This is a genomic window from Ruegeria sp. CDSA221, assembly GCF_059611825.1.
Map to the genome: position 1 here is coordinate 1 of NZ_JBXWPK010000015.1, position 22,169 is coordinate 22,169.

A 22,169-nucleotide genomic window follows, 5' to 3' on the forward strand; every position below is an offset into this window, starting at 1 on the left:
CCGTCGCCACCTTCGCCGCCGTCGCCACCTTCGCCGCCGTCGCCACCTTCGCCGCCGTCGCCACCTTCGCCGCCGTCACCACCGTCGCCGCCGTCACCACCGTCGCCGCCGTCACCACCGTCGCCGCCGTCACCACCGTCGCCGTCATCACCATCGTCGCCGTCGTCACCATCGTCGCCGTCGTCACCATCGCCGCCGCCGCCGCCGCCGGTACCACCGCCGCCGCCGCCACCGCCGGTACCACCGCCGCCGCCGCCACCGCCTGAACCACCACCGCCATTTTCATCAGCAGGGCCGTCTCCTGATCGTTGCTCATTTCCGAGAATAGATGCGGTTGGAAAGTCAGTCAGAACTGCTGCAAAAGCTGGGCAACTCTCCAATGTACGGGACAAGATGTCCTCGAAATCTGAGCGTCGCTGCAAATAGCGCAGCATCCGGGCGTCTACAACAGAACATGCACAAAGCGTTTCAGTCGATACCGACTGTTTGGCTGTTCGTATTGTACACATGTCTGAAGCTGAAGCGGATACAGCTGAAATAACTGGGAATGTTGCTGAAACAAATACTATTGAAAGTAAGCGAGACTTAATGCGCATGGCGCTACTCCTTGATACTCATTACTCAAAACTTGGCAGGCAAACAGGTGCCATACTTTGGACACAAATACATCCCTTTTGAGCCAGAATTACAAGTTTCCTAAAATTGTGAATGTTAAAAGTGAAACAACTTAAAGAAGAAAGTGTAGGTAAAACAAAAAGAAGGCCCGCTTTGAGAGCGAGCCTTCCAGGATGGACCTTAATACGCGTGTGCGCAAATATGTCACGATTGTGTTATTGTTTCCAATCTGTGAACTGCATCACTGCAATGATCAGGCAGATCTTGCCATACGCTTGCGCTCGTGCGGATCCAGAAAGCGTTTGCGCAGACGGATTGCGTTCGGGGTCACTTCGACAAGTTCGTCATCGTCGATATAGGCGATCGCCTCTTCCAACGAGAACTGAATATGGGGTGTCAGGCGCACAGCGTCATCCGATCCGCTGGCCCGGACGTTGGTCAGCTTTTTCCCCTTCAGCGGGTTAACCTCAAGATCGTTGTCGCGCGAATGCTCGCCGATAACCATACCCTGATATACATCGGTCTGAGGGCCAACAAACATGCGGCCACGCTCTTCGAGGTTCCAAAGGGCATAGGCAACTGCCTGTCCGTTCTCCATCGAGATCAGAACGCCTGCGCGGCGGCCCGGAATTTGCCCTTTATGCGGTGCCCAGTCGTGGAACACACGGTTCAAAACGCCAGTACCGCGTGTATCTGTCAGGAATTCACCGTGATAACCGATCAACCCGCGTGACGGCACATGGGCGATGATGCGGGTTTTGCCCGTACCAGCAGGCCGCATCTCGGCCAGTTCACCTTTGCGGACACCTGTTATCTTTTCAATGACCGAGCCGGAATACTCGTCATCCACGTCAATGGTGACTTCTTCGATGGGCTCTAGGCGCTGACCGTCTTCTTCGCGGAAAAGTACCTGTGGGCGAGAGATACTCAGCTCGAACCCTTCGCGGCGCATGTTTTCGATCAGAACACCCATCTGCAATTCGCCGCGTCCCGCAACTTCGAAGGCCTCACCGCCCGGCGTGTCGGTAATGCGAATGGCGACGTTTGATTCTGCTTCTTTCATCAAACGGTCGCGAATGACACGGGACTGAACCTTTTTACCGTCTCGGCCGGCAAGGGGCGAATCGTTGATACCAAAGGTCACTGTGATGGTCGGCGGGTCGATCGGCTGCGCGGGCAGAGCGTCTTCGACCTGTGGGGCAACAAGCGAATCTGCCACGGTCGCTTTGCTCATACCTGCGATGGTAACGATATCGCCCGCCTCGGCCACATCAATGGGTTGCTGCCCCAAACCGCGGAAAGCTAGGATTTTTGAGGCGCGGAAGTTCTCGATAAGTGTTCCATCCCGGCTGAGCGCCTTGAGGGTGTCACCTGCCTTGAGCGTACCACTTTCGACACGGCCAGTCAGAATGCGGCCGATGAACGGGTCGCTGCCCAGTGTCGTGGCAAGCATCCGGAAGGGTTCGTCCTTGCGTTCGATCTGTTTGGGAGCAGGGACGTGGTCAACGATTAGGTCGAACAGTGCAGACAGATCCTTGCGGGGTCCTTCCAGTTCCATATCTGCCCAGCCCGACCGGCCTGAGGCGTACATTGAAGGGAAATCAAGCTGATCGTCATCGGCACCAAGGTTTGCGAACAGATCAAAGCATTCGTCCAGCGCGCGGTCTGGTTCGGCGTCGGGCTTGTCGACTTTGTTCAGCACCACAATCGGACGCAGACCCAGCGCCAGCGCCTTGGAGGTCACGAATTTGGTCTGAGGCATCGGACCTTCGGCAGCATCGACCAGCAGGACAACGCCGTCGACCATGCTGAGGATGCGCTCAACCTCGCCGCCGAAATCGGCGTGGCCCGGCGTATCGACGATATTGATCCGCGTGCCTTTCCACTCCACCGAAGTGGCCTTTGCAAGGATGGTGATACCACGCTCACGCTCGAGGTCATTGCTGTCCATGGCGCGTTCTGCGACAGCCTGATTTTCCCGGAACGCACCGGATTGTTTTAGCAGCTCATCGACCAGCGTTGTTTTGCCGTGGTCCACGTGAGCGATGATTGCGATATTGCGCAGGTCCATGAGAGGTCAGCCTTTGAACGGGAAGTTGACGCGCGCATAACGCGGCTCGGCGAAATATGCCAGCCCTAACCGATCGTCAGTGTCCTGCTGTACTGGAAAAGAGGTGTATGATTAGTATTCCACCCAAAATCATGCTGAGTCCAGCGATCCCGGGTAAATCCAACCTCTGACCAAAGACAATGAAACCGATGATGGCAATCAGCACGATTCCAAGACCGGACCAGATTGCATAGACGATACCAACCGGCATGTATTTGAGCGTGAGGGCCATCAGATAAAAGGCAATTCCATAGCCAACAACCACAAGCACTGACGGCCAGAACCGGCTGAATTGCTGGCTGGCCTGAAGTGCAGTGGTACCAATCGTTTCGGCAACAACTGCCAACAGCAGTAGAAGATATGCTTTGGGCACGGGGGTCTCGCATTCAATAAGGTTGCATTGGGTTGAGCACGAAATGACCGATACGCGCAAGCGATAGCAGGAGTTTACAGGCATCCGTCAGGGGTCAGGATTACCCGACTATGTGGATTTTCGGCAATGTGATACTTTGTCCGGGTTTTATCGTGTTTTTTTATGAGTATCGCCATGACGAAATTTGCAAAATACGTCATCGCTCTTTCGGCACTTATTGTTGCGCTTGGGTGGCTTGCTGGCGGGGGGTCCGTCGAAACAAAAGCAGCCCGAAATGTTGAGCGATTGATTGGTACATCGGTTTAAGCGACTGCCGAATACAGGAAAAAGGGGTGTTATGCTCCTTTTTCCGCTGTGTTTTCAGCCTTCTGCAGTCTCAGAAAAGTAACCCCGAAGCAACGGATCCAGCCATGCCCACAGGGCTGGTGCACCGGGAATAATCACCGTGCCCACACGGCTGTGGATTTGTTCGTATGTGACGTTGTAATCAATCCAGGAACCGCCTCCTGTCTCGAGGTTGCCAACCGGGGTTTGGAAGCGATCAATCGCTTTGGCGAAACAGGCATCGGGGCTTTCAGCCTGTTCAAACTCCTGCCAGATCGACATGAATTCTTGATTTTGCACCTCTGGGAGCATTCCAAACAACCTTTGCGCCGCAGCAAGTTCCTCGGCGGCTTGTGCCGCGTGGTCGACCTGCCCATGAATTGGGTGATCACCGGCGTCAATTTCAACAATGTCGTGCAGCAAAAGCATTCTGAGGGCGCGGTTTACAGAAACGGAAGGGGCTGCATATTCGGACAGGACCCAGGCAAAAAGCATGATGTGCCAGGAATGTTCGGCTGAATTCTCAAACCGGTCATCATAGAGCAGACGCGATGCGCGCTGAACCGATTTGAGTTGGTCAGTTTCGGACAAGAAACCCAAACGCAAAGAAAGCTCGGAGGTTTCGAGTTTGCCTCCATTCAGCAGTGCTTGGGCAAGATTATATGCGTCCGGGAAAGCTTGTTGCAGATAGGCAGCGCGACCTTGTTTCAGGTTGTCATTCACGACAGCTAAATGCTCTGGGTTTGGCCGTTCTGCACACAGCACCTGAAACATCGGTTGCGACCGATCCAGAATCTTGGCGAATTTCGCGTCCGGAGTAGCGTCGGCTTCGAATTCTTGCCAAAGAGCCAGAAACGTCGTGGCCTGATCCGCAGGCAGCATGCCAAACAGCTCTTCAGCAGCTGTTTGTTCCGCCAATTCCAGTGCTTTCCAATCTGTTTTCAGGTGAATCGGGTGATCGCCTACGATGATTTCGACCAGATCATGCAGCAGTAGCATTTTGATCACGCGGTCGATATTCACGTCTGGCCCGGCAACCGGTTCCAAAACCAGGGCCCAAAGCGCCAGTTGCCAACTATGCTCAGCCGCGTTCTCTGGGCGGGACTGATCCAACAAGGCGTTGGCACGATTGACAGATTTCAGCCTGTCCGCGCGTTTAAGGAAGTCGATTTGCGCGGACAATCTTTGCGTCATTGTTTTTCTATAGCTTTCAGTTTTGACCGATGTTCGGTCAATTTCTCGACGACAAACTTGCGGGCCTTACGTTCGGCCATCCGGACACGGATCTCGGTCAGGAATGCTTCTTCCAATGTTTGTGAGGACGCCCCGATCACTTCGCCAACTTCCATGAAGAAGCGGTCGTTTCCGGTTTCGTCCATCACTTTCATTGTGTCTTCGGCCAGCTTGGAAGCAAGCCTGATGATCGTGTCGGACATTAGCGCGTGTTCTCTGTCAGCCGCCGTTTCACATAGTCACTTACATCAGTGATCAGCGTATCCATGTGGCGATCCTGAAAGAAGTGGTCTGCACCCTCAACTTCGTTATGGGTGATTGTGATGCCCTTCTGTTCATGCAGCTTGTTAACCAATGCAGTGGTGTCTGCAGGCGGGGCTACCCGATCAGAGGATCCGTTGATAATCAGACCCGAAGAGGGGCAGGGCGCCAGGAACGAGAAATCATACATGTTGGCTGGCGGAGAAACGCTGATGAAACCGGTAATCTCAGGGCGGCGCATAAGCAGTTGCATCCCGATCCAGGCTCCGAACGAGAACCCTGCGACCCAGCAGTGTTTCGAATTGTTGTTCATCGACTGCAGGTAGTCCAGTGCCGATGCCGCATCACTCAGCTCGCCTACGCCCTGGTCATATTCGCCCTGGCTGCGGCCAACACCGCGAAAGTTGAACCGCAACACGGTGAAACCCATGTTGTAGAACGCATAGTGCAGATTATAGACCACCTTGTTGTTCATGGTCCCGCCAAATTGAGGATGCGGGTGCAACACGATGGCGATCGGTGCGTCTTTTTCCTTTTGCGGGTGGTAGCGGCCTTCCAGGCGGCCTTCGGGTCCGGGAAAAATCACCTCGGGCATGTGTGCATAGGTCCTGTCTTTTTCTTCTGGGTGTCCGGAAATACTTGACGATAATCGTCGGACACCTTAGAACGGTTCTAATTGTGATAGTCGGCGCAAGGGCGCTGTCAGTCGGAGATACGCACTGGCAGCGGCGGCGTCAATGATTTCGCGCGTTAACTGCCATAAGGGAATGAGAATGAAGCTTTCGACCAAGGGTCGTTACGCGATGGTGGCCTTGGCTGATATCGCTCTTCAGTCTTCTGACGGACTGGTAACGCTGAGCGAAATTTCCGAACGGCAGGACATCTCGTTGCCTTATCTTGAACAGCTGTTCGTAAAGCTGCGCCGGGCCGAGCTTGTCTCGTCAGTGCGCGGTCCGGGCGGAGGTTATCGGTTGGCGCGCCCTGCGTCGGAAATCCGTGTAGTCGAAATTCTGTCCGCCGTCGACGAAACTGTAGACGCGTTGAAAAAAGGGGCAGGGGCATCCGGGGCCTCATCGGGCAGTCGTGCGCAATCGCTGACCAACCGATTGTGGGAAGGGCTGAGTGCCCATGTTTATGTGTTTCTGCATCAAACGCGGCTTTCTGATGTGATCAGGAACGACTTGGCACCCTGTCCGGCTGTTCCCAATCTGTTCGCGGTCGTGGACGAGTAAGATGAATTTGCTTTGTCCAAGTCCCTTTGGTTGCCAAAAGGTGCATCCATGAATCGTGTTTACCTTGATCATAACGCCACAACGCCAATTCGCCCCGAAGCGCGCGATGCGATGATCACGGCAATGGATCAGATCGGTAACCCTTCCTCGGTTCACGCTGAAGGACGAGCGGCAAAGGCCATGGTCGAGCGTGCACGGGCGCAGGTGGCCGAAGCTGTCGGGTGCCGACCGCAGGAAGTTATTTTCACCTCAGGTGCGACCGAAGCGGCTCGGGTCCTGCAGAATAGACCGAATAATTGCGATGTGTTCGTCGATGCAACGGCGCATGACGCGCTTTGGTCGCATCTTGATCTATCGAACTGCGACGAACGCCCGTTCGGACCTGGTCACATCTTAGCAATGGGGTTGGCGAATTCAGAAACAGGTATCGTTACCTTGCCACCGAAAAAGGTCGAAGGTCAGTGGCCCTATGGCGCACGGCGCGCCGATTGGTTGTTGCTGGATATTACACAGGCTGTTGGCCGTATTCCCTTTTCCTTCGCCTGGAGCGATGCGGATATGGCGGTTCTTTCGGCGCATAAAATCGGCGGTCCTAAGGGTGTTGGCGCTCTGATCCTAAAACAAGGGCTGGACATCAACCCGCTTGCGGTTGGTGGCGGGCAGGAAATGGGCCGGCGCTCCGGGACGGAAAACGTTGTTGGAATCGCGGGTTTTGGTGCCGCTGCCGAGGCCGCAGTGAAAGATCTGGCTAACGGTGTTTGGGAAAATGTTGCTAAATTTAGAAATATTCTAGAGAACGCTCTTGAGGCCGGATCGAAAGCGACTATTTTTGTCGGGAAAGATCAGGAGCGACTCCCCAACACTTTGTGTTTTGCAACTCCCGGATGGAAAGGGGAGACGCAAGTTATGCAGATGGATCTGGCTGGATTTGCGATCAGCGCAGGTTCGGCCTGTTCAAGTGGCAAGGTAAAGACCAGCCGAGTTTTGACGGCAATGGGATATGACGAGGTAACGGCAGCCAGCGCAATTCGCGTATCGCTCGGCCCTTGGACGACAGAAGATGATGTGCTGCGTTTCGCGGATACGTGGCTGGAAAAAGAGAAAAAGCATCGCGCGCGTGCCGCGTGATCTGACGGAGGATAAGTCATGGCCGCTTTGGACCAGACTCAGGTAAAAGAAGGTGTCGATCAGGAAACCGTTGATGCGGTGCGCGAGGCCGGAACCTATAAATACGGCTGGAACACCGATATCGAGATGGAATACGCCCCAAAAGGCGTGAACCCCGATATCGTCCGTCTGATCTCGGACAAGAATGAAGAACCGGAATGGATGACCGAATGGCGTCTGGCCGCGTTCGAACGCTGGACCAAGATGGAAGAGCCGAAATGGGCGATGGTCAGCTATCCCGAAATCGACTTTCAGAACCAGTATTACTATGCCCGTCCGAAATCGATGGAGGTAAAGCCGAAATCGCTGGATGAAGTGGATCCGAAGCTGCTGGCCACTTACGAAAAGCTCGGTATCCCACTGAAAGAACAGATGATTCTGGCTGGCGTCGAAGGTGCTGAGGATATGCCAGCTGAGGTCCGCAAGGTGGCCGTGGATGCGGTGTTCGACTCGGTGTCCGTTGGCACAACCTTTCAGGCCGAATTGAAAAAGGCCGGTGTGATCTTCTGTTCGATTTCTGAGGCGATCAGAGAGCACCCCGAGCTGGTCAAGAAATACCTGGGCACCGTGGTTCCGGTATCCGATAATTTCTATGCCACGCTGAACTCAGCCGTGTTCTCGGACGGGTCATTTGTCTACATCCCGCCGGGCGTACGCTGCCCGATGGAGCTGAGCACCTATTTCCGCATCAATGCGGAGAACACCGGTCAGTTTGAACGTACCCTGATCATTGCCGATAAAGGAAGCTATGTCAGCTACTTGGAAGGCTGTACTGCGCCTCAGCGCGACACTGCGCAGCTGCATGCTGCCGTGGTCGAAATCATTATCGAGGAAGATGCCGAGGTAAAATACTCGACCGTTCAAAACTGGTACCCCGGGGATGAGAATGGCAAGGGTGGCATCTATAACTTTGTGACCAAGCGCGCGGATTGCCGCGGCGACCGGTCAAAGGTGATGTGGACGCAGGTGGAGACCGGCTCTGCCGTGACATGGAAATACCCGTCCTGCATCCTGCGCGGTAATGAAAGTCAGGGTGAGTTCTATTCGATCGCGATTGCCAATAACTATCAGCAGGCCGACACTGGCACCAAGATGATCCACCTCGGCAAGAACACCAAGTCTCGGATCGTTTCGAAAGGGATCAGCGCGGGCAAGGCGCAGAACACCTATCGCGGGTTGGTCTCGATGCATCCGAAAGCCAAGGACAGCCGCAATTACACCCAGTGTGACAGCTTGCTGATCGGTGACAAATGCGGGGCGCATACGGTGCCCTATATCGAGGTCAAGAACAACTCATCGCGCGTCGAGCATGAAGCGACGACGTCGAAGGTCGATGATGATCAGCTGTTCTATTGCCGTCAGCGCGGAATGGACGAGGAAGAGGCCGTGGCCCTTGTTGTCAACGGGTTCTGCAAGGACGTGCTACAGGCACTGCCAATGGAATTTGCGATGGAGGCCCAGCAGTTGGTGGCCATCAGCTTGGAAGGGTCTGTCGGGTAACCATGAGCCAGTCTGATTTTCAAAGCAGGATTCAGCGTATTCAATCCACGCAGGGTGAGGCCGCAATGTTAGGTGGTGAGGGTCAACAACCCGCACCACGAACCGGTAGCAGCGGAAGTCGTTTGTTGCGTGTCTTTGGGGGGCTATTTTGTGGGCTTCTTGGCCTGGCGATAAATACAATTCTGGCCTTCACAACAGCAAACTACGAAAATTTGAAGGCTGATGCTGAAGAGATGCCGGGTTTCGTATTGTCTGTTCTGGTTGCAGCCGGAGTTTCTGGCTTGGTGATGCTGATCTTTTCCATCTGGGGGGTGATCACTCTTCTGACCTTTAAACGGGGCAGGGTTCGAAACGTTCTTGTAGGCACCTTCTTTGTTGGCATGGGAATTGCAGCGCTGGCGATGCGGGTGGCGGCGATTGGGTGAGAACGAAACATACCGTCGGACATAATTGCGATCGCGATGCGGTCGGACCGGAGAAATTAAGATAAAGGCCTGGTGCGCACTGAGCACGGCCTCCTTAGAAAAGGAAAAAACATGCTGGAAATCAAAAACCTGCACGTCAAACTTGAAGAAGAAGACAAGCAAATCCTCAAAGGTGTGGACCTGACTGTTGAGGCTGGCAAGGTACATGCGATCATGGGGCCGAATGGCTCGGGCAAATCGACGCTCAGCTATGTGCTGTCCGGTCGGGATGGGTATGAAGTGACCGAAGGCTCGGCGACCCTTGGTGGTGAGAACCTGTTCGAGATGGAACCGGAAGAGCGCGCAGCAGCCGGTGTTTTCCTGGCGTTCCAATATCCGGTTGAAATCCCGGGCGTTGGCAACATGACCTTTCTGCGCACCGCTGTGAATTCACAGCGCAAGGCCCGCGGGGAAGAAGAGCTTTCAGCAGCCGATTTCCTGAAAGAGGTGCGCGCCAAGGCCAAATCGTTAAAGATCGATGCGGATATGCTGAAGCGCCCTGTGAATGTTGGCTTTTCTGGCGGTGAGAAAAAGCGCAACGAAATACTGCAAATGGCCATGCTCGAGCCCAAAATGTGCATTCTGGACGAGACAGATTCTGGTTTGGATGTAGACGCGATGAAACTGGTTGCCGAGGGCGTGAACGCGCTGCGCGACGAGGCGCGTGGCTTCCTTGTTATCACGCATTATCAGCGCCTTCTGGACCACATCAAACCTGATGTCGTGCATATTATGGCCGACGGGCGGATCGTAAAAACTGGCGGTCCCGAGTTGGCACTTGAGGTTGAAAACAACGGTTATGCCGACATTCTGGCCGAGGTGAACTGATGGCGTTGCCCCAAGCAAAACAGACTGCGACGGAGGAGCGGCTGGCCGTCCTGTCGTTGCCCGATGCCGGATGTACTCGCGCTGCGCGCGAGGACGCGATTGCCCGTGTGCGTCAAATGGGCTTGCCCAGCCGGCGCGACGAGTACTGGAAATACACCCAACCCGATACGCTCGTATCGGCTGATGCAGCGCATGCGGCGCTGTTCGAGTCGGACGAGCCGCAAATGTTCGATGAATTCGACCGCTTGAAGATTGTCTTCGTTGACGGAGTGTTCAATCCCGAAGAGTCCGATGATCTGACACTCGAAGGTGTTTCGATCGACCGGCTTGAAGATATTTGCTGCAAAGATATCCATTGGGCCAAAGACTTGTATGGCGTTCTTGAAGCGAATGGACAAGTTCCGGTTCAGCGCCCGCTGGCCGCATTGAACACCGCATTTGCATCAGACGGCGTGGCCATCCATGTGACCGGTAAGCCATCGAAACCGATCAGCCTGATCTATCGCCATGCGTGCGAGGATTCGGATGCGATCCTGCATCACGTAGTACGGGTCGAAACTGACGCCGAGGTTACCATTCTCGAAAACGGGCCGGCGGCATCGCGTTTCAACAAATGTATGGAAATTGACATTGCCGATGGTGGCTCGCTGCACCATGTGCGGGCCCAGGGTCGTGACCACGAGCGTCGTGCGGCGACGCATATGTTTACACGGTTGGGTGCCAATTCTGTCTACAAATCCTTCACCCTGACCATGAACGGTGTTCTGACCCGGAACGAACAGGTGATCGAATTGACCGGCGATGATGCGGTGGCGCACGTGGCCGGTGCCTGCGTCGGAGATGGCGACTTTCACCATGACGACACGGTATTCGTCACCCATGACGCGGTTGGTTGCGAAAGCCGCCAGGTGTTCAAGAAGGTGCTGCGCAACGGCGCGACCGGCGTGTTTCAGGGCAAGATCCTTGTGAAAGAGGGCGCTCAGAAAACAGATGGGTATCAGATCAGCCAGTCTTTGCTACTGGATGATGATAGTCAGTTCCTCGCCAAGCCCGAGCTTGAGATCTATGCCGATGACGTTGTCTGTTCGCACGGTTCGACATCAGGTGCGCTTGATGAAACGGCTCTGTTCTACCTGCGGTCTCGGGGTGTGCCCGTCAAAGAGGCAACAAATTTGCTGACCTTGTCGTTCCTGGCCGAGGCTGTGGAAGAGATCGAGGATGAAAGCCTTGCGGAGGCTATGGTTGACCGCCTTGAAGGCTGGCTTTCTCGGCGAAGCTGATGCCGGTAACGTCGGACATAGTGGCCACATACCGTGGACCAGGCCGGGTTGTAAGCCGGCTTCTGGATTTGGGCGAACGTGAGGACCGCGCTTTGGTCTTTGTAATGGCGTTCTGCGTGGTGGCATTCATTGCGCAACTGCCACGTTTGTCCCGGCGGGCGCATCTCGAAGACCTCGAGCTTAACATGCTGTTGGGCGGTGCCTTGCTTGGAACCGTCATTATCTTGCCGCTGTTCTTCTACCTTCTGGCCTTCGTGTCCCACGGTGCGGCGCGTCTGTTCGGCGGAAAGGGGACTGCCTATGGCGCAAGGTTGGCTCTGTTCTGGGCGTTGCTATCCTCGACGCCGTTGATTTTGCTGAACGGCCTTGTCGCTGGATTTATCGGTCCGGGGACAACCATGACCACTGTCGGGTTGGTCTGGTTCGTCGTATTCCTGTGGTTCTGGTTTTCGGGCCTCAGGCAAGCGCAAAGGTATGCGGAATGAATCCGGCCGCGCTGAGTCAGATTGCTGTTCTGACCCTGACCAACCCTGTCGAAGCGGCAAGACGGTTGCTGGATCTGCGTCCCGGGCGTGAAGTTGTCTGGCTGGCATTCTTTCTGGCTGTCGTTCTGAACGGTGCCATCCAAATTGGTATCGAACAGATGGTCCCTGTCCCGCAGGGTGAACCGCTTCCCGTTTCTGATCCTGTTATTCTGAACCTTCTGCGTTCGTCAGGCGCGATGCTGCTCAGCGTGGTGGCTCTTCTTTTTGTTGGTCGTACTATCGGGGGCGTTGCGACATTCAAAGATATCCTGATCCTGACGATCTGGCTGCAATTCCTTCAGATCGCAGCGATGTCGGTAACGCTGATCGTTTCGATGGTTGTTCCATTTATGATGGTCATGTTTTTGCTGGCGACCGCACTTGTCAGCCTTTACGTCTCAATGCATTTCCTGAATGAAGCTCATAAGTTCAACTCGATGCTGAAATCTTTTGGGGTCATTCTGTTATCCGCACTGATTTCAATTTCATTTGTCCTCATGTTCACACCCAACGGCCCGGTCTAGGGAAGAAAAATACGATGTTCGATCTGCAGAAAATTCGCGCTGACTTTCCGATCCTTTCCCGAGAGGTAAACGGCAAGCCGCTGACCTATCTGGACAATGGAGCATCAGCTCAGAAGCCACAGGTTGTCATTGACGCTGTGACGCGGGCTTATACCGAAGAATATGCAAATGTGCATCGCGGGCTGCACTATCTGTCCAATCTGGCGACCGAGAAATACGAATCCGTTCGTGGAACTATTGCCCGATTTCTGGGCGTAACGGATGAAGATGAAATTGTTCTGAACTCGGGCACGACCGAAGGCATCAATCTGGTCGCCTATGGCTGGGCGATGCCGCGTCTTCAGGCCGGGGACGAGATCGTTCTGAGTGTGATGGAGCATCATGCAAACATCGTACCCTGGCATTTCCTGCGCGAGCGTCAGGGAGTAGTGCTGAAATGGGTGGATGTGGATGCGGATGGCGGGCTTGATCCGCAAGCTGTCATTGATGCCATCGGTCCAAAAACCAAGCTGGTCGCGGTGACCCATTGTTCGAACGTGTTGGGCACGGTTGTGGATGTCAAAGCAATCACAGAAGGCGCCCATGCCAAAGGCGTCCCGGTGCTGGTGGATGGCAGTCAAGGCGCCGTGCATATGCCGGTCGATGTCCAGGATATCGGCTGCGATTTCTACGCCATCACCGGGCATAAGCTTTATGGCCCATCGGGATCGGGAGCGATTTACATCAAATCTGGCCGGATGGCCGAAATGCGCCCGTTTATCGGTGGCGGTGACATGATCAAAGAGGTCAGCAAGGATCAGGTGATCTACAATGATCCACCGATGAAATTCGAGGCGGGAACTCCTGGCATCGTGCAAACCATCGGACTGGGCGTCGCTCTGGACTATCTGATGGATTTGGGGATGGACAACGTTGCTGCTCATGAGGCCGGGATCCGAGACTATGCGATGCAGAGGTTTGCGGGGCTGAACTGGATTCAGCTTCAGGGGACACGGCCGGACAAAGCGGCGATCTTTAGCTTCACTTTGGACGGTGCAGGCCACGCACATGACATTTCGACGATTTTGGATAAAAAGGGCGTCGCTGTTCGGGCCGGGCACCATTGTGCTGGACCATTGATGGATTTCCTCGGAGTCACCGCGACATGCCGCGCCAGTTTTGGTCTCTATAACTCGAAAGATGAGGTCGATACCCTGATCGAAGCGCTTGAACTTGCGCATGATCTGTTCGCGTGAAACCTGTTTGATCCGGGTCGATTTTCAGTTGCACCCGGACCGGAACAAGGTTAGCTAACGGCTCAGGCACCTGTAGCTCAGCTGGATAGAGCGCTGCCCTCCGAAGGCAGAGGCCAGAGGTTCGAATCCTCTCAGGTGCGCCATTGCTTGAATATTTGGGCTCGTATTGAAGATCACCTGCAACGGCCGGTATGCGCAGGATTTATGAGGCTGCCTGAGTGGAATGGCACCTACGTAATGGCAGATAAATCTACTCATTCAAACGGTTACGTGACCGACAAACTTCTCTTGACGACGGGCGGGGCGGATCAACCGCCCCAGCTTCTTACCACACCGCAATCCATATGCACGAAGTTCGAGCGGTGGTATTTGCCAACACCACCAGCACGGCAAGACATCGCCGCTTTGGCCATTTGCGAGACCGAACGAGATGACAGGCGGAGGTCGGCTGCCTGGCCTTTCATGTGCAACGAATTCTTGGCAACACGGCGCGACCGTGACCGCAGCATCGCGTTGGTCTGCGGCGAGCGATAGCCCGACAGCAGCATATAGGGTTCGTTGACATCCAACAGATTATGCGATGCCGCCATGATGTCGATCGTGCGGAGGTCCATATCTTTGGCCTGGTCGGTGCGCCAATCGCGCATGAAGTGGTTCACTTCTTTGACCGCGTCTTTGATGTATTTACCGTCAACCCAATAGATCATATCGATCCGCTCGCCAGTGCGTCCGGAATACATGCGAATACGGCGAATATCACCACCTCCACGAAGGAATCCTGCTGCATTGGAGTAGGTTGGAGTTGCTACAACTGCTGTAGCTGCGAATGCGCCCAATAAAGCACGCCGGGTCAAACCCGAGGAACTGCTCGTCGTCATTTTGTGTTTCGTCCCGTACTGTTCCTGCCTGCACACGATGTTACGCGCGCTGTATTAATTTATTCCCATCCCAGATGAGGGATTTATGACACAGTCGTGAAGGGCGGCCAAGAAGTCTTTCGAATTCATCTTTTCAAGGGGGAATTTTCGGCAGTTTTTTGCGCAGGTGGTGCAAAATGGCAAAGATCCAACGTCTTAGGCCGTCGCCGAAATCTGTCCGATGCAAACAAGCATCACGCTTGGGTATAAGCACGAAATTGATGCATTTGTGAATAGACAATGGGTTTCAAGCAAAACCATAATTGTTCGGCATTGCCTGAAACGGCGTATTATATTGAAAATTCAAGGGCTCCAAATGTTCTCTGTTCTTCGTGCAAGCACCGGTATTGCTTTGGCCGCATGTTTTCTAACGTCTTCGGCGATGGCGAACACTGAGGCCAAGCCTGACACCGCATTCCAGATGGCGGTTGCCGAATTTGCACCTTCCGGGTCTGAGATTGCCGATTTCTACCGTGAAAGAGGATTCGTGCCTGTTTGGGTTGGCGACACGGCTGCACATGCTGAACGTCGTCAACGGTTGATTGAGGGGCTTTCTGCGGTCGAATTACACGGGCTACCCGCGAACGCCTATGATGCGCAGGGCTTGGTTGACCGGCTTCAATCAGCAAAATCAGCGCGTCAGCTTGGGGCCGTCGAGGTCGAGTTGACACGCGTTTTTGCAGCCTATGCTCAGGACATGAGGACAGGCCTTTTACGACCATCCGATATAGACGATGGATTAGTCAGGAAGGTCGAGCCGACCTCGACAGCAGGGCATCTGCGTGGACTGACGACCTCGGAGGATGCGGCCTATTTCGATCAGTTGGCGCCAAGCTCGACCCAGTACCGGGCTTTGATGAAGCAGAAACTTGCGTTGGAAGAAATCGTTCGCCGGGGCGGATGGGGGACCACAGTTCCACAAGCGAAGCTAGAGCTGGGAGACACGGGACCCGCCGTAATAGCGATGCGTAACAGATTGGTTGAAATGGGTTTTATGAACCCAACCGCCAGTCCGGTTTTTGACGATTCCTTACTAGCAGCTGTCCAGCGGTTTCAGATCGCACATGGTCTCGCCGCAGATGGCGTCGCGGGTCCGGGCACAATTACTGAACTGAACCGCAACGCCTCGGAACGTCTGAAGGCCGTTTATGTCGCGCTGGAGCGTGAGCGCTGGTTGCCGCGCGAGCGCGGTGAACGCCACATTCTGGTCAATCAGGCTGATTTCTCAGCCAAGATTGTTGATGACGGCTTTATTACCTTTGAAACCCGCGCTGTGATCGGCAAGAACACCCATGATCGTCGGAGCCCCGAGTTTTCCGACAAGATGGAGCATATGGTCATTAACCCCAGCTGGTATGTTCCACGCTCGATCATCACCAAGGAATACCTGCCAAAGCTGCAGTCCAATCCAAATGCCGTCGGGCATATTCAGATTACCGATCGCAGTGGTCGCCAGGTCAATCGCGGGGCAGTAGATTTCACCCAGTTCACCGCAAGCAACTTTCCTTTCGCGATGCGCCAACCGCCCAGCAAAAGCAATGCCCTGGGGCTGGTGAAGTTCATGTTCCCCAACAAGCACAACATCTATCTGCATGATACACCGCAGAAAAGTCTGTTCGCTCGGGAATCTCGTGCCTTCTCGCATGGTTGTATCAGATTGGCGCAGCCTTTCGAATTCGCTTACGCACTGTTGGCGAAGCAAGAAGAAAACCCAAAGGCATTTTTCCATCGGATTCTCGCGACTGGAAAAGAGACCACTGTGAAGCTTGAGCAGCATGTTCCTGTCCACTTGATTTACCGCACTGCCTTTATTGGCCCGAAAGGTGAGGTACAGTACCGACGCGACGTCTATGGCCGTGATCAGAAAATCTGGAATGCTCTGCAGAAAGCAGGGGTGGCCCTGCCGGACGTTCAGGGGTAATCACCGGGGGCAGGTCCTAGTTCCGGGAAGCCCCACATGAAATATACAGTTCAACAAATCGCAGATGCCCTTGACGCTGAGTTCAAGGGCGATGCCAGCCTAGTCGTACATGCTGCTGCTGAACCGTCGGATGCAACTGCCACTGATCTGGCGATGGCGATGTCGCCGAAATATGCCGAGGATCTGGGATCGGGTTCGGCGCAGGTCGCCATCCTTTGGGAAGGTGCTGACTGGCAGGCGTTGGGGCTTAAGGCAGCAATTTTCGTTCGGCGACCGCGGATGGCGATGGCCGGGATCACCTCCATGCTGGATAAAGGGCAGGGCTTTGGGTCCGGGGTTCACCCTTCGGCAGTCATCGACCCAACTGCGGATGTGGCAGATGGGGTCTCAATCGGCCCTCTGGCAGTCATTGGTGCACGGGCCCGGGTTGGCAGAGGGGCGAATATCGGACCGCATTGCGTCATAGGCATGGATGCTGTGTTGGGCGAAGACGCGGTTCTGCGCGAAATGGTCAGCATTGGTGCCCGTGTGCAGATCGGGGATCGTTTTATCGCGCAACCAGGGGCAAGGATCGGTAGCGACGGGTTCAGTTTTGTTACGCCCGAAGTATCGGGGGTAGAGAACGCGCGCAAGACCTTGGGGGATGCAGGAGACGCCAGCGCGCAAAGCTGGCTGCGCATTCATTCACTTGGTTCTGTGGAAATTGGCGACGATGTCGAGATCGGCGCGAATTGTACGATCGACAACGGGACCATTCGTAATACTCGCATCGGGAATGGCACAAAACTGGATAATCAGGTCCATATCGGCCACAACACGCGCGTTGGTAATGACTGTCTGCTGTGTGGTCAGTCTGGTATTTCCGGTTCAGTTGAGCTTGGCAATAACGTGGTTCTGGGTGGGCAGTCAGGCGTTTCGGACAATATTTTCGTTGGCGACGGGGTGATTGTCGGCGGTGGTACCAAAATCCTGTCAAACGTACCTGCCGGTCGTGTGTTGATGGGCTACCCGGCTGTGAAGATGGAAACCTTTACTGATGTCTATAAGGCGCAGCGCAGATTGCCGCGGATGCTTCGTGACGTGGAGGCGTTGAAAAAGGCTGTTTCCAAACAGCCTCCGAGCGATTAAATCACATTCAACGTGATAATCAGAGGATCGATATGAGCATCACCGACCGCGTCATTGCCATCATTGCCGAACAAGCCGTGTTGGAGCCTTCGGATGTGACGCCCGAAAGTACGCTCGAAGATCTGGGGATCGACAGCCTGGGGCTGGTCGAGAGTATCTTTGCCATCGAAGAAGAGTTCGACATTACCGTTCCGTTCAATGCCAATGAACCAACGGCCAGTGACTTTGACATCTCAAATGTCGCCGCGATCATTGCTGGGATCGAAAAGCTTGTGGCAGAAAAGGTCTGACCCAAGCAAATGAAACGGGTAGTAATAACCGGGGCAGGCACGATCAATTCGCTTGGTCATTCAGTTCCAGATACGCTTGAGGCGATGCGGGAAGGCCGTTGTGGCATTTCGGAACTTGAATTTCGAGACGTCGACAGGTTGGCGATCAAGATCGGTGGGCAGGTCCGGGGGTTCGAAGCCGAGGGTCGGTTCAACCGCCAACAGATGACTCTGTATGACAGGTTTACACAGTTTACCCTGACCGCGGCCAAAGAGGCCATAGATCAGTCCGGGATCGAATTCCACGGTGAGTTGGCTGCACGATCTGGCGTGGTTCTGGGAACAGCAGGTGGTGGCGTTTCGACCTGGGACGACAACTACCGTTCAGTCTATGAGGACGGGAAGAACAGGGTCCATCCATTTGTTGTTCCTAAACTTATGAACAACGCGGCGGCAAGCCACGTATCGATGGAACATAACCTCAAAGGTCCCAGCTTTACGGTATCGACTGCTTGTGCCTCATCGAACCATGCGATGGCGCAAGCCTTTCAGATGGTGCGCAGCGGGGCGGCCCCTGCGATGATCACCGGCGGCTCAGAATCCATGTTGTGCTTTGGTGGCGTTAAGGCCTGGGAAGGGCTGCGGGTGATGTCCAAGGATGCCTGTCGTCCCTTTAGCGCCAACCGAAACGGTATGGTGCAGGGTGAGGGCGCAGGCATCTTTGTCTTCGAGGAATACGAGCACGCGAAGGCGCGTGGGGCAGAAATATTGTGCGAAGTTGTTGGTTTCGCGATGACCTCGGATGCATCAGACATTGTGATGCCCAGCAAGCAGGGCGCTGCCCGTGCGATGTCAGGGGCGTTGTCTGATGCTGGCCTGAATGCCAATCAGGTGGGTTATATCAACGCCCATGGCACAGGTACTGCGGCCAATGACAAAACGGAATGTGCCGCTGTAGCTGGCGTTTTCGGCCCGCATGCGGACGAACTTTTGATCTCATCCACAAAGTCGATGCATGGTCACTTAATTGGCGGAACCGGCGCGGTAGAGCTTTTGGCCTGTATCATGGCCCTGCGAGATGGGGTGATTGCACCGACGATTGGCTACGAAGAACCTGATCCGGAATGTGCTTTGGACGTTGTGCCCAACGAGGCACGCGAAGCGAAAATCGAGGTTGCGCTAAGCAACGCTTTCGCTTTCGGAGGTCTGAACGCTGTACTTGCCTTGAAGCGGATTTGAGAAAGCCGCTGGGTTAAACGGCTTTCTCGAAATGTAGTCTTCAGTTGGTTGCGACATCAACAATGTCGTAACCTGCAGTAAACCCGGACAAAGATAGGTCAAGTTCGATCACCTGATCCGGCGCGGGCGCTGGAACGATGGTCAAAGTCGCCTTGCTACCCTGCTTCATTGCGTCGATATCCCCTTGGGTCAGGCCGATTTGGGCAACACAGCCAACAGGGTTACAAAACGAATAGTTGTAGCGTTTGGCAGGCGCCCCGTCGATTGAGAGGGTCAGCTGCGCTTGCAACAGGGTTTCAAGCGGAACCAAGATATTTGCTCCGGCTACAGCCGAACCGCCTTCGGGTAGGCGGAACATGGAAAACTCAGCCATAGGCACATCTTGCGGGCCATTTATGACTTGCAGCAGCGAACACAGATCTTTGCCCGCGTTCATCTTCAAACAGTTCAGGCTCCAGTCGCCGAATTTTTCTTTGTCATAGCGCTGTCCGACCTTGACGGTTTCATCGACCGGCTGCCCCAGGTCGAGACCATTGTCCACCTGCTCGGTCGTAGGGGATTCGGTGGCAGGTTCTGCCGTGTCGGTGGTCTCTTGCGCCAGGGCGGCGCCGTTGAAAAGAAAAGCTGCCGCAACAAGCTTTATCGGTGTCCTGAACATAATTGCCTCGTGATTGTTGATGTGGCTTTTCGCCGGGTCTAGCACCACTGGCGCGCAGTGTCAGGCATTATGCAGCGTAAAAAGACAGAAGTGATCGGAATCTCGCCTGAGGCCCCGTGGGCAACACGTGTGGCCAAGATAAAAGGGAGCCGGTGGAGCGGCTCCCTTTCATGAATTTTTCTCCCCGTCGGACCGGCCGACTTAATTATGAGCAGACGTTACGAGAGGGCGGCGCGGTGGTCAACTGCTAACCTGAAAATTTAATTATGAAGCTATGGTGAAAAAAGGGCCGCGCGTGAACGCGCGGCCAGTCGACAGGGAGGAAGTTTGTTGACCGCGGAATTCTCATACACGAACAACCAGAAAACTATCGCAGCCAAAGGTTAACTTTGTATGCTGGGCGGAGATCGGTAGGAAACAGGGCCTTAAGCATATGAGTGAGAACATATTTCTTGGCGGTGGTGGCGCAGATTACAGCCAACCGCAGACGTTGTCGTTGAAATACGCCAACCGCCACGGCCTGATCGCCGGTGCGACCGGCACTGGCAAGACCGTGACGCTTCAGATCCTGGCCGAGGGGTTTTCCAAGGCCGGGGTGCCGGTGTTTCTGTCTGACGTCAAAGGTGATCTGTCTGGTTTGGCGCTGGCGGGCAGTGAAAGTCACAAGCTACATGGGGCATTTCAGAAGCGTGCCGAAACCATCGGATTCACGGATTACGAATATGCCGCTTGCCCGGTCACTTTCTGGGACCTGTTCGGTCAGCAAGGCCATCCGGTTCGAACCACAGTATCCGAGATGGGACCTTTGTTGTTATCCAGGCTGATGGACCTGAGCGAAGCACAAGAAGGCATTGTAAACATTGCATTTCGGGTTGCCGATGAAGAAGGTATGCCCCTGTTGGATATGAAAGATCTGCAAGCCCTGTTGGTCTGGATCGGAGAGAACAGAGCAAATCTTTCGCTGCGCTATGGGAATGTCTCAACCGCCTCGATCGGTGCCATCCAGCGACGGTTATTGGTTCTTGAAAATCAAGGGGGCACCAATCTGTTTGGCGAACCTGCCCTGGAACTGGCCGATCTTATGCGCACCGATGCCAACGGGAATGGCATGGTGAACATCCTGGCCTCTGACAAGCTGATGGGATCACCTCGTCTGTATGCGACGTTCCTGTTATGGCTGCTGAGCGAACTGTTTGAAGAGTTGCCCGAAGTCGGCGATCCGGACAAACCCAAGCTGGTATTTTTCTTTGACGAAGCGCATCTGTTGTTCGAAGACGCGCCCAAAGTGCTTGTGGACAAGGTCGAGCAGGTCGCCCGCCTTATCCGATCAAAGGGCGTAGGGGTCTATTTCATCTCGCAAAACCCGGCAGACATCCCAGAAGACATTCTGGGTCAGTTGGGTAACCGGGTACAGCATGCTTTGCGAGCTTTCACCGCCCGAGACAGGAAAAACCTTCGCCTTGCGGCTGAAACCTACCGCGAGAATCCAACCTTTGATACTGAGGCCGCCATCCGTGAGGTTGGCGTGGGCGAGGCGGTTACATCCATGCTGCAAAAGAAAGGGGTTCCGGGCATCGTCGAACGCACTTTGATCCGTCCCCCTGGGTCACAGTTGGGGCCGATTACCGCTGCCGAACGGCAAACGGTAATGAATGCGTCTCCGATGAAAGGCAAATACGAAACCCGCATAGATCGCAGATCAGCCTTTGAGATGCTCCAGGCGCGGACTGATGCCGCAGCACAGGCCGCAGCCGAGGCAGAAGAACAGCTTGAGTCTCAATCGATTGCAGAACGCGAATTTGCCACGGCTCGCCGATACTCAGGTAGCAAAGTATCGCGGTCTTCTTCGCGGATCGTGCGAAAGAAGGACACCTTTGCCACCGCCATGAGCGAGGCCGTCATTAAAGAGCTTAAGGGAACAACCGGGCGCAGGATCGTCCGAGGCATTCTGGGCGGGTTATTTCGTAATCGTTGAATGGCGGGCCGGGCTGATTGCCCGGCCACACAACGGTCACTTCAGGCGGCGTTGGCCTTCTTGTCTGCAATATGCATCAGCCTCGGGGACGGACATTTTTGTTGCCGGAAAGTCGATTGCCCGGTCCCAGTCCACGCGGTTCTGCCGGTAGAGCTGGCATGTTACCACGCCCTTGGGGGTCTGGACTTTGACCGGAGTGGTTTCCAGATCTTTTGGTGACGGAATACATGCGGTCAAAGAGGCAAGAACCGGCAACAGAATGAGTGTCTTTGTAAGAGTGGTTTTCATCGGTGTTTTCTATTCCCTGCGGGCAAATGGAAGTAGTCTGCACAAAGGCAAATATTTGGTGAACACGACTGTGAAACTTGTCAGGCCGATGAGTTGCTCTAGTA

25 protein-coding genes and 1 tRNA gene are annotated in these 22,169 nt (G+C 54.7%); 18 read left to right on the forward strand and 8 right to left on the reverse strand.

Features of this window, described 5'->3' with window-relative positions:
* Together AC2FJ5_RS17860 and AC2FJ5_RS17865 are read left to right on the forward strand one after the other, a co-directional pair.
* Window positions 1–266: hypothetical protein (locus tag AC2FJ5_RS17860; protein WP_496794208.1), on the forward strand; the 266-nt coding region annotated here is incomplete at its 5' end.
* Window positions 267–507: 241 nt separating this feature from the next.
* Window positions 508–678, forward strand: coding sequence for a hypothetical protein (locus tag AC2FJ5_RS17865; RefSeq protein WP_185956608.1), 171 nt, complete (start codon window positions 508–510; stop codon window positions 676–678).
* Between the two features lie 190 nt (window positions 679–868).
* On the opposite strand, the gene typA is transcribed toward AC2FJ5_RS17865, so the two are convergent.
* Window positions 869–2,686: a translational GTPase TypA gene (gene typA / locus AC2FJ5_RS17870; protein ID WP_271947178.1), complete on the reverse strand. Its 1,818-nt coding sequence runs from the start codon at window positions 2,684–2,686 to the stop codon at window positions 869–871.
* A 76-nt stretch (window positions 2,687–2,762) separates the two neighbouring features.
* A complete protein-coding gene (locus tag AC2FJ5_RS17875) occupies window positions 2,763–3,098 on the reverse strand; it encodes a DMT family transporter (RefSeq protein ID WP_496794210.1) in 336 nt (111 codons plus the stop codon).
* Window positions 3,099–3,272: 174 nt separating this feature from the next.
* Between AC2FJ5_RS17875 and AC2FJ5_RS17880 the strand changes: the two genes are divergently transcribed.
* The gene (locus AC2FJ5_RS17880; protein WP_271947174.1) at window positions 3,273–3,404 is read left to right on the forward strand and encodes a hypothetical protein; all 132 of its coding nucleotides are present in this window, start codon (window positions 3,273–3,275) and stop codon (window positions 3,402–3,404) included.
* A gap of 54 nt (window positions 3,405–3,458) precedes the next feature.
* Here the strand turns inward: AC2FJ5_RS17880 and AC2FJ5_RS17885 are convergent, their stop codons facing one another.
* The 3 genes from AC2FJ5_RS17885 to AC2FJ5_RS17895 are packed head-to-tail and all read right to left on the reverse strand — an operon-like array spanning window position 3,459 to window position 5,511.
* A complete protein-coding gene (locus AC2FJ5_RS17885) occupies window positions 3,459–4,616 on the reverse strand; it encodes an HD domain-containing protein (protein ID WP_496794211.1) in 1,158 nt (385 codons plus the stop codon).
* Entirely contained in the window at window positions 4,613–4,858 is a 246-nt protein-coding gene (locus AC2FJ5_RS17890; RefSeq protein WP_142633727.1) for a hypothetical protein, read from the reverse strand. The genes AC2FJ5_RS17885 and AC2FJ5_RS17890 overlap by 4 nt, the downstream gene beginning before the upstream one ends.
* A complete protein-coding gene (locus tag AC2FJ5_RS17895; protein WP_142633729.1) occupies window positions 4,858–5,511 on the reverse strand; it encodes an alpha/beta hydrolase in 654 nt (217 codons plus the stop codon). The genes AC2FJ5_RS17890 and AC2FJ5_RS17895 overlap by 1 nt, the downstream gene beginning before the upstream one ends.
* A 178-nt stretch (window positions 5,512–5,689) precedes the next feature.
* On the opposite strand from AC2FJ5_RS17895, the gene iscR reads away from it, so the two are divergent.
* The 10 genes from iscR (at window position 5,690) to AC2FJ5_RS17945 (ending at window position 13,813) form a co-directional block, all read left to right on the forward strand.
* Entirely contained in the window at window positions 5,690–6,148 is a 459-nt protein-coding gene (iscR, locus tag AC2FJ5_RS17900) for a Fe-S cluster assembly transcriptional regulator IscR (protein WP_142633731.1), read from the forward strand.
* Window positions 6,149–6,196: 48 nt separating this feature from the next.
* Entirely contained in the window at window positions 6,197–7,276 is a 1,080-nt protein-coding gene (locus tag AC2FJ5_RS17905) for a cysteine desulfurase family protein (RefSeq protein ID WP_496794212.1), read from the forward strand.
* An 18-nt stretch (window positions 7,277–7,294) separates the two neighbouring features.
* Entirely contained in the window at window positions 7,295–8,815 is a 1,521-nt protein-coding gene (gene sufB, locus AC2FJ5_RS17910) for a Fe-S cluster assembly protein SufB (RefSeq protein ID WP_496794214.1), read from the forward strand.
* A gap of 2 nt (window positions 8,816–8,817) precedes the next feature.
* Window positions 8,818–9,240, forward strand: a complete 423-nt coding sequence (locus AC2FJ5_RS17915) for a hypothetical protein (protein ID WP_496785100.1) — start codon at window positions 8,818–8,820, stop codon at window positions 9,238–9,240.
* Window positions 9,241–9,351: 111 nt separating this feature from the next.
* Window positions 9,352–10,107 (forward strand): Fe-S cluster assembly ATPase SufC, encoded by a 756-nt coding sequence (gene sufC, locus AC2FJ5_RS17920; RefSeq protein ID WP_271947166.1) that lies wholly within the window; start codon window positions 9,352–9,354, stop codon window positions 10,105–10,107.
* Window positions 10,107–11,387, forward strand: a complete 1,281-nt coding sequence (gene sufD, locus AC2FJ5_RS17925; protein WP_496794215.1) for a Fe-S cluster assembly protein SufD — start codon at window positions 10,107–10,109, stop codon at window positions 11,385–11,387. The genes sufC and sufD overlap by 1 nt, the downstream gene beginning before the upstream one ends.
* On the forward strand, window positions 11,387–11,872 hold the full coding sequence (locus AC2FJ5_RS17930; RefSeq protein ID WP_142633741.1) for a YIP1 family protein: 486 nt from the start codon (window positions 11,387–11,389) through the stop codon (window positions 11,870–11,872). Before sufD ends, AC2FJ5_RS17930 begins: the two co-directional genes overlap by 1 nt.
* Window positions 11,869–12,435: a YIP1 family protein gene (locus tag AC2FJ5_RS17935; protein ID WP_496794216.1), complete on the forward strand. Its 567-nt coding sequence runs from the start codon at window positions 11,869–11,871 to the stop codon at window positions 12,433–12,435. The genes AC2FJ5_RS17930 and AC2FJ5_RS17935 overlap by 4 nt, the downstream gene beginning before the upstream one ends.
* A 14-nt stretch (window positions 12,436–12,449) precedes the next feature.
* Window positions 12,450–13,670, forward strand: coding sequence for a cysteine desulfurase (locus AC2FJ5_RS17940; RefSeq protein ID WP_496701050.1), 1,221 nt, complete (start codon window positions 12,450–12,452; stop codon window positions 13,668–13,670).
* 66 nt (window positions 13,671–13,736) lie between these two features.
* A tRNA-Arg gene (locus AC2FJ5_RS17945) sits at window positions 13,737–13,813 on the forward strand.
* A gap of 165 nt (window positions 13,814–13,978) precedes the next feature.
* Here the strand turns inward: AC2FJ5_RS17945 and mepK are convergent.
* Complete coding sequence (mepK, locus tag AC2FJ5_RS17950; RefSeq protein ID WP_142633747.1) at window positions 13,979–14,548, reverse strand: peptidoglycan L,D-endopeptidase MepK; 570 nt, start codon at window positions 14,546–14,548, stop codon at window positions 13,979–13,981.
* A 421-nt stretch (window positions 14,549–14,969) separates the two neighbouring features.
* On the opposite strand from mepK, the gene AC2FJ5_RS17955 reads away from it, so the two are divergent.
* From AC2FJ5_RS17955 to AC2FJ5_RS17970, 4 genes are read left to right on the forward strand one after another with little or no spacing between them, the layout of a single operon-like run.
* Window positions 14,970–16,508 (forward strand): L,D-transpeptidase family protein, encoded by a 1,539-nt coding sequence (locus AC2FJ5_RS17955; RefSeq protein WP_496794217.1) that lies wholly within the window; start codon window positions 14,970–14,972, stop codon window positions 16,506–16,508.
* Window positions 16,509–16,544: 36 nt separating this feature from the next.
* Complete coding sequence (gene lpxD / locus AC2FJ5_RS17960; RefSeq protein ID WP_496794219.1) at window positions 16,545–17,636, forward strand: UDP-3-O-(3-hydroxymyristoyl)glucosamine N-acyltransferase; 1,092 nt, start codon at window positions 16,545–16,547, stop codon at window positions 17,634–17,636.
* A gap of 32 nt (window positions 17,637–17,668) precedes the next feature.
* Window positions 17,669–17,926, forward strand: coding sequence for an acyl carrier protein (locus tag AC2FJ5_RS17965; protein WP_142633752.1), 258 nt, complete (start codon window positions 17,669–17,671; stop codon window positions 17,924–17,926).
* Between the two features lie 9 nt (window positions 17,927–17,935).
* On the forward strand, window positions 17,936–19,144 hold the full coding sequence (locus AC2FJ5_RS17970) for a beta-ketoacyl-[acyl-carrier-protein] synthase family protein (RefSeq protein ID WP_142633754.1): 1,209 nt from the start codon (window positions 17,936–17,938) through the stop codon (window positions 19,142–19,144).
* 40 nt (window positions 19,145–19,184) lie between these two features.
* On the opposite strand, the gene AC2FJ5_RS17975 is transcribed toward AC2FJ5_RS17970, so the two are convergent.
* Window positions 19,185–19,802: an invasion associated locus B family protein gene (locus tag AC2FJ5_RS17975; protein ID WP_282027399.1), complete on the reverse strand. Its 618-nt coding sequence runs from the start codon at window positions 19,800–19,802 to the stop codon at window positions 19,185–19,187.
* 433 nt (window positions 19,803–20,235) lie between these two features.
* Here AC2FJ5_RS17975 and AC2FJ5_RS17980 point away from each other — a divergent pair, with 433 nt between their 5' ends.
* Window positions 20,236–21,777 carry a helicase HerA-like domain-containing protein gene (locus AC2FJ5_RS17980; RefSeq protein ID WP_496700312.1) on the forward strand — a complete coding sequence of 514 codons (1,542 nt, stop codon included), beginning with the start codon at window positions 20,236–20,238 and terminating at the stop codon, window positions 21,775–21,777.
* A gap of 36 nt (window positions 21,778–21,813) precedes the next feature.
* Here the strand turns inward: AC2FJ5_RS17980 and AC2FJ5_RS17985 are convergent, their stop codons facing one another.
* Complete coding sequence (locus tag AC2FJ5_RS17985; RefSeq protein ID WP_142633761.1) at window positions 21,814–22,065, reverse strand: hypothetical protein; 252 nt, start codon at window positions 22,063–22,065, stop codon at window positions 21,814–21,816.
* Window positions 22,066–22,169: the final 104 nt, after the last annotated feature.

What these genes read in the sequence shown, in the direction of transcription:
- sufB (WP_496794214.1), top strand. Translation starts at nt 7,295, where the DNA reads ATGGCCGCTTTGGACCAGACTCAGGTAAAAGAAGGTGTCGATCAGGAA.
- AC2FJ5_RS17970 (WP_142633754.1), top strand. Translation starts at nt 17,936, where the DNA reads ATGAAACGGGTAGTAATAACCGGGGCAGGCACGATCAATTCGCTTGGT.
- AC2FJ5_RS17890 (WP_142633727.1), bottom strand. Translation starts at nt 4,858, where the DNA reads ATGTCCGACACGATCATCAGGCTTGCTTCCAAGCTGGCCGAAGACACA.
- sufC (WP_271947166.1), top strand. Translation starts at nt 9,352, where the DNA reads ATGCTGGAAATCAAAAACCTGCACGTCAAACTTGAAGAAGAAGACAAG.
- typA (WP_271947178.1), bottom strand. Translation starts at nt 2,686, where the DNA reads ATGGACCTGCGCAATATCGCAATCATCGCTCACGTGGACCACGGCAAA.
- AC2FJ5_RS17895 (WP_142633729.1), bottom strand. Translation starts at nt 5,511, where the DNA reads ATGCCCGAGGTGATTTTTCCCGGACCCGAAGGCCGCCTGGAAGGCCGC.
- lpxD (WP_496794219.1), top strand. Translation starts at nt 16,545, where the DNA reads ATGAAATATACAGTTCAACAAATCGCAGATGCCCTTGACGCTGAGTTC.
- sufD (WP_496794215.1), top strand. Translation starts at nt 10,107, where the DNA reads ATGGCGTTGCCCCAAGCAAAACAGACTGCGACGGAGGAGCGGCTGGCC.
- iscR (WP_142633731.1), top strand. Translation starts at nt 5,690, where the DNA reads ATGAAGCTTTCGACCAAGGGTCGTTACGCGATGGTGGCCTTGGCTGAT.
- AC2FJ5_RS17935 (WP_496794216.1), top strand. Translation starts at nt 11,869, where the DNA reads ATGAATCCGGCCGCGCTGAGTCAGATTGCTGTTCTGACCCTGACCAAC.
- AC2FJ5_RS17985 (WP_142633761.1), bottom strand. Translation starts at nt 22,065, where the DNA reads ATGAAAACCACTCTTACAAAGACACTCATTCTGTTGCCGGTTCTTGCC.
- AC2FJ5_RS17965 (WP_142633752.1), top strand. Translation starts at nt 17,669, where the DNA reads ATGAGCATCACCGACCGCGTCATTGCCATCATTGCCGAACAAGCCGTG.
- AC2FJ5_RS17930 (WP_142633741.1), top strand. Translation starts at nt 11,387, where the DNA reads ATGCCGGTAACGTCGGACATAGTGGCCACATACCGTGGACCAGGCCGG.
- AC2FJ5_RS17955 (WP_496794217.1), top strand. Translation starts at nt 14,970, where the DNA reads ATGGCGAACACTGAGGCCAAGCCTGACACCGCATTCCAGATGGCGGTT.
- AC2FJ5_RS17980 (WP_496700312.1), top strand. Translation starts at nt 20,236, where the DNA reads ATGAGTGAGAACATATTTCTTGGCGGTGGTGGCGCAGATTACAGCCAA.
- AC2FJ5_RS17915 (WP_496785100.1), top strand. Translation starts at nt 8,818, where the DNA reads ATGAGCCAGTCTGATTTTCAAAGCAGGATTCAGCGTATTCAATCCACG.
- AC2FJ5_RS17905 (WP_496794212.1), top strand. Translation starts at nt 6,197, where the DNA reads ATGAATCGTGTTTACCTTGATCATAACGCCACAACGCCAATTCGCCCC.
- AC2FJ5_RS17940 (WP_496701050.1), top strand. Translation starts at nt 12,450, where the DNA reads ATGTTCGATCTGCAGAAAATTCGCGCTGACTTTCCGATCCTTTCCCGA.
- mepK (WP_142633747.1), bottom strand. Translation starts at nt 14,548, where the DNA reads ATGACGACGAGCAGTTCCTCGGGTTTGACCCGGCGTGCTTTATTGGGC.
- AC2FJ5_RS17975 (WP_282027399.1), bottom strand. Translation starts at nt 19,802, where the DNA reads ATGTTCAGGACACCGATAAAGCTTGTTGCGGCAGCTTTTCTTTTCAAC.
- AC2FJ5_RS17880 (WP_271947174.1), top strand. Translation starts at nt 3,273, where the DNA reads ATGACGAAATTTGCAAAATACGTCATCGCTCTTTCGGCACTTATTGTT.
- AC2FJ5_RS17885 (WP_496794211.1), bottom strand. Translation starts at nt 4,616, where the DNA reads ATGACGCAAAGATTGTCCGCGCAAATCGACTTCCTTAAACGCGCGGAC.
- AC2FJ5_RS17865 (WP_185956608.1), top strand. Translation starts at nt 508, where the DNA reads ATGTCTGAAGCTGAAGCGGATACAGCTGAAATAACTGGGAATGTTGCT.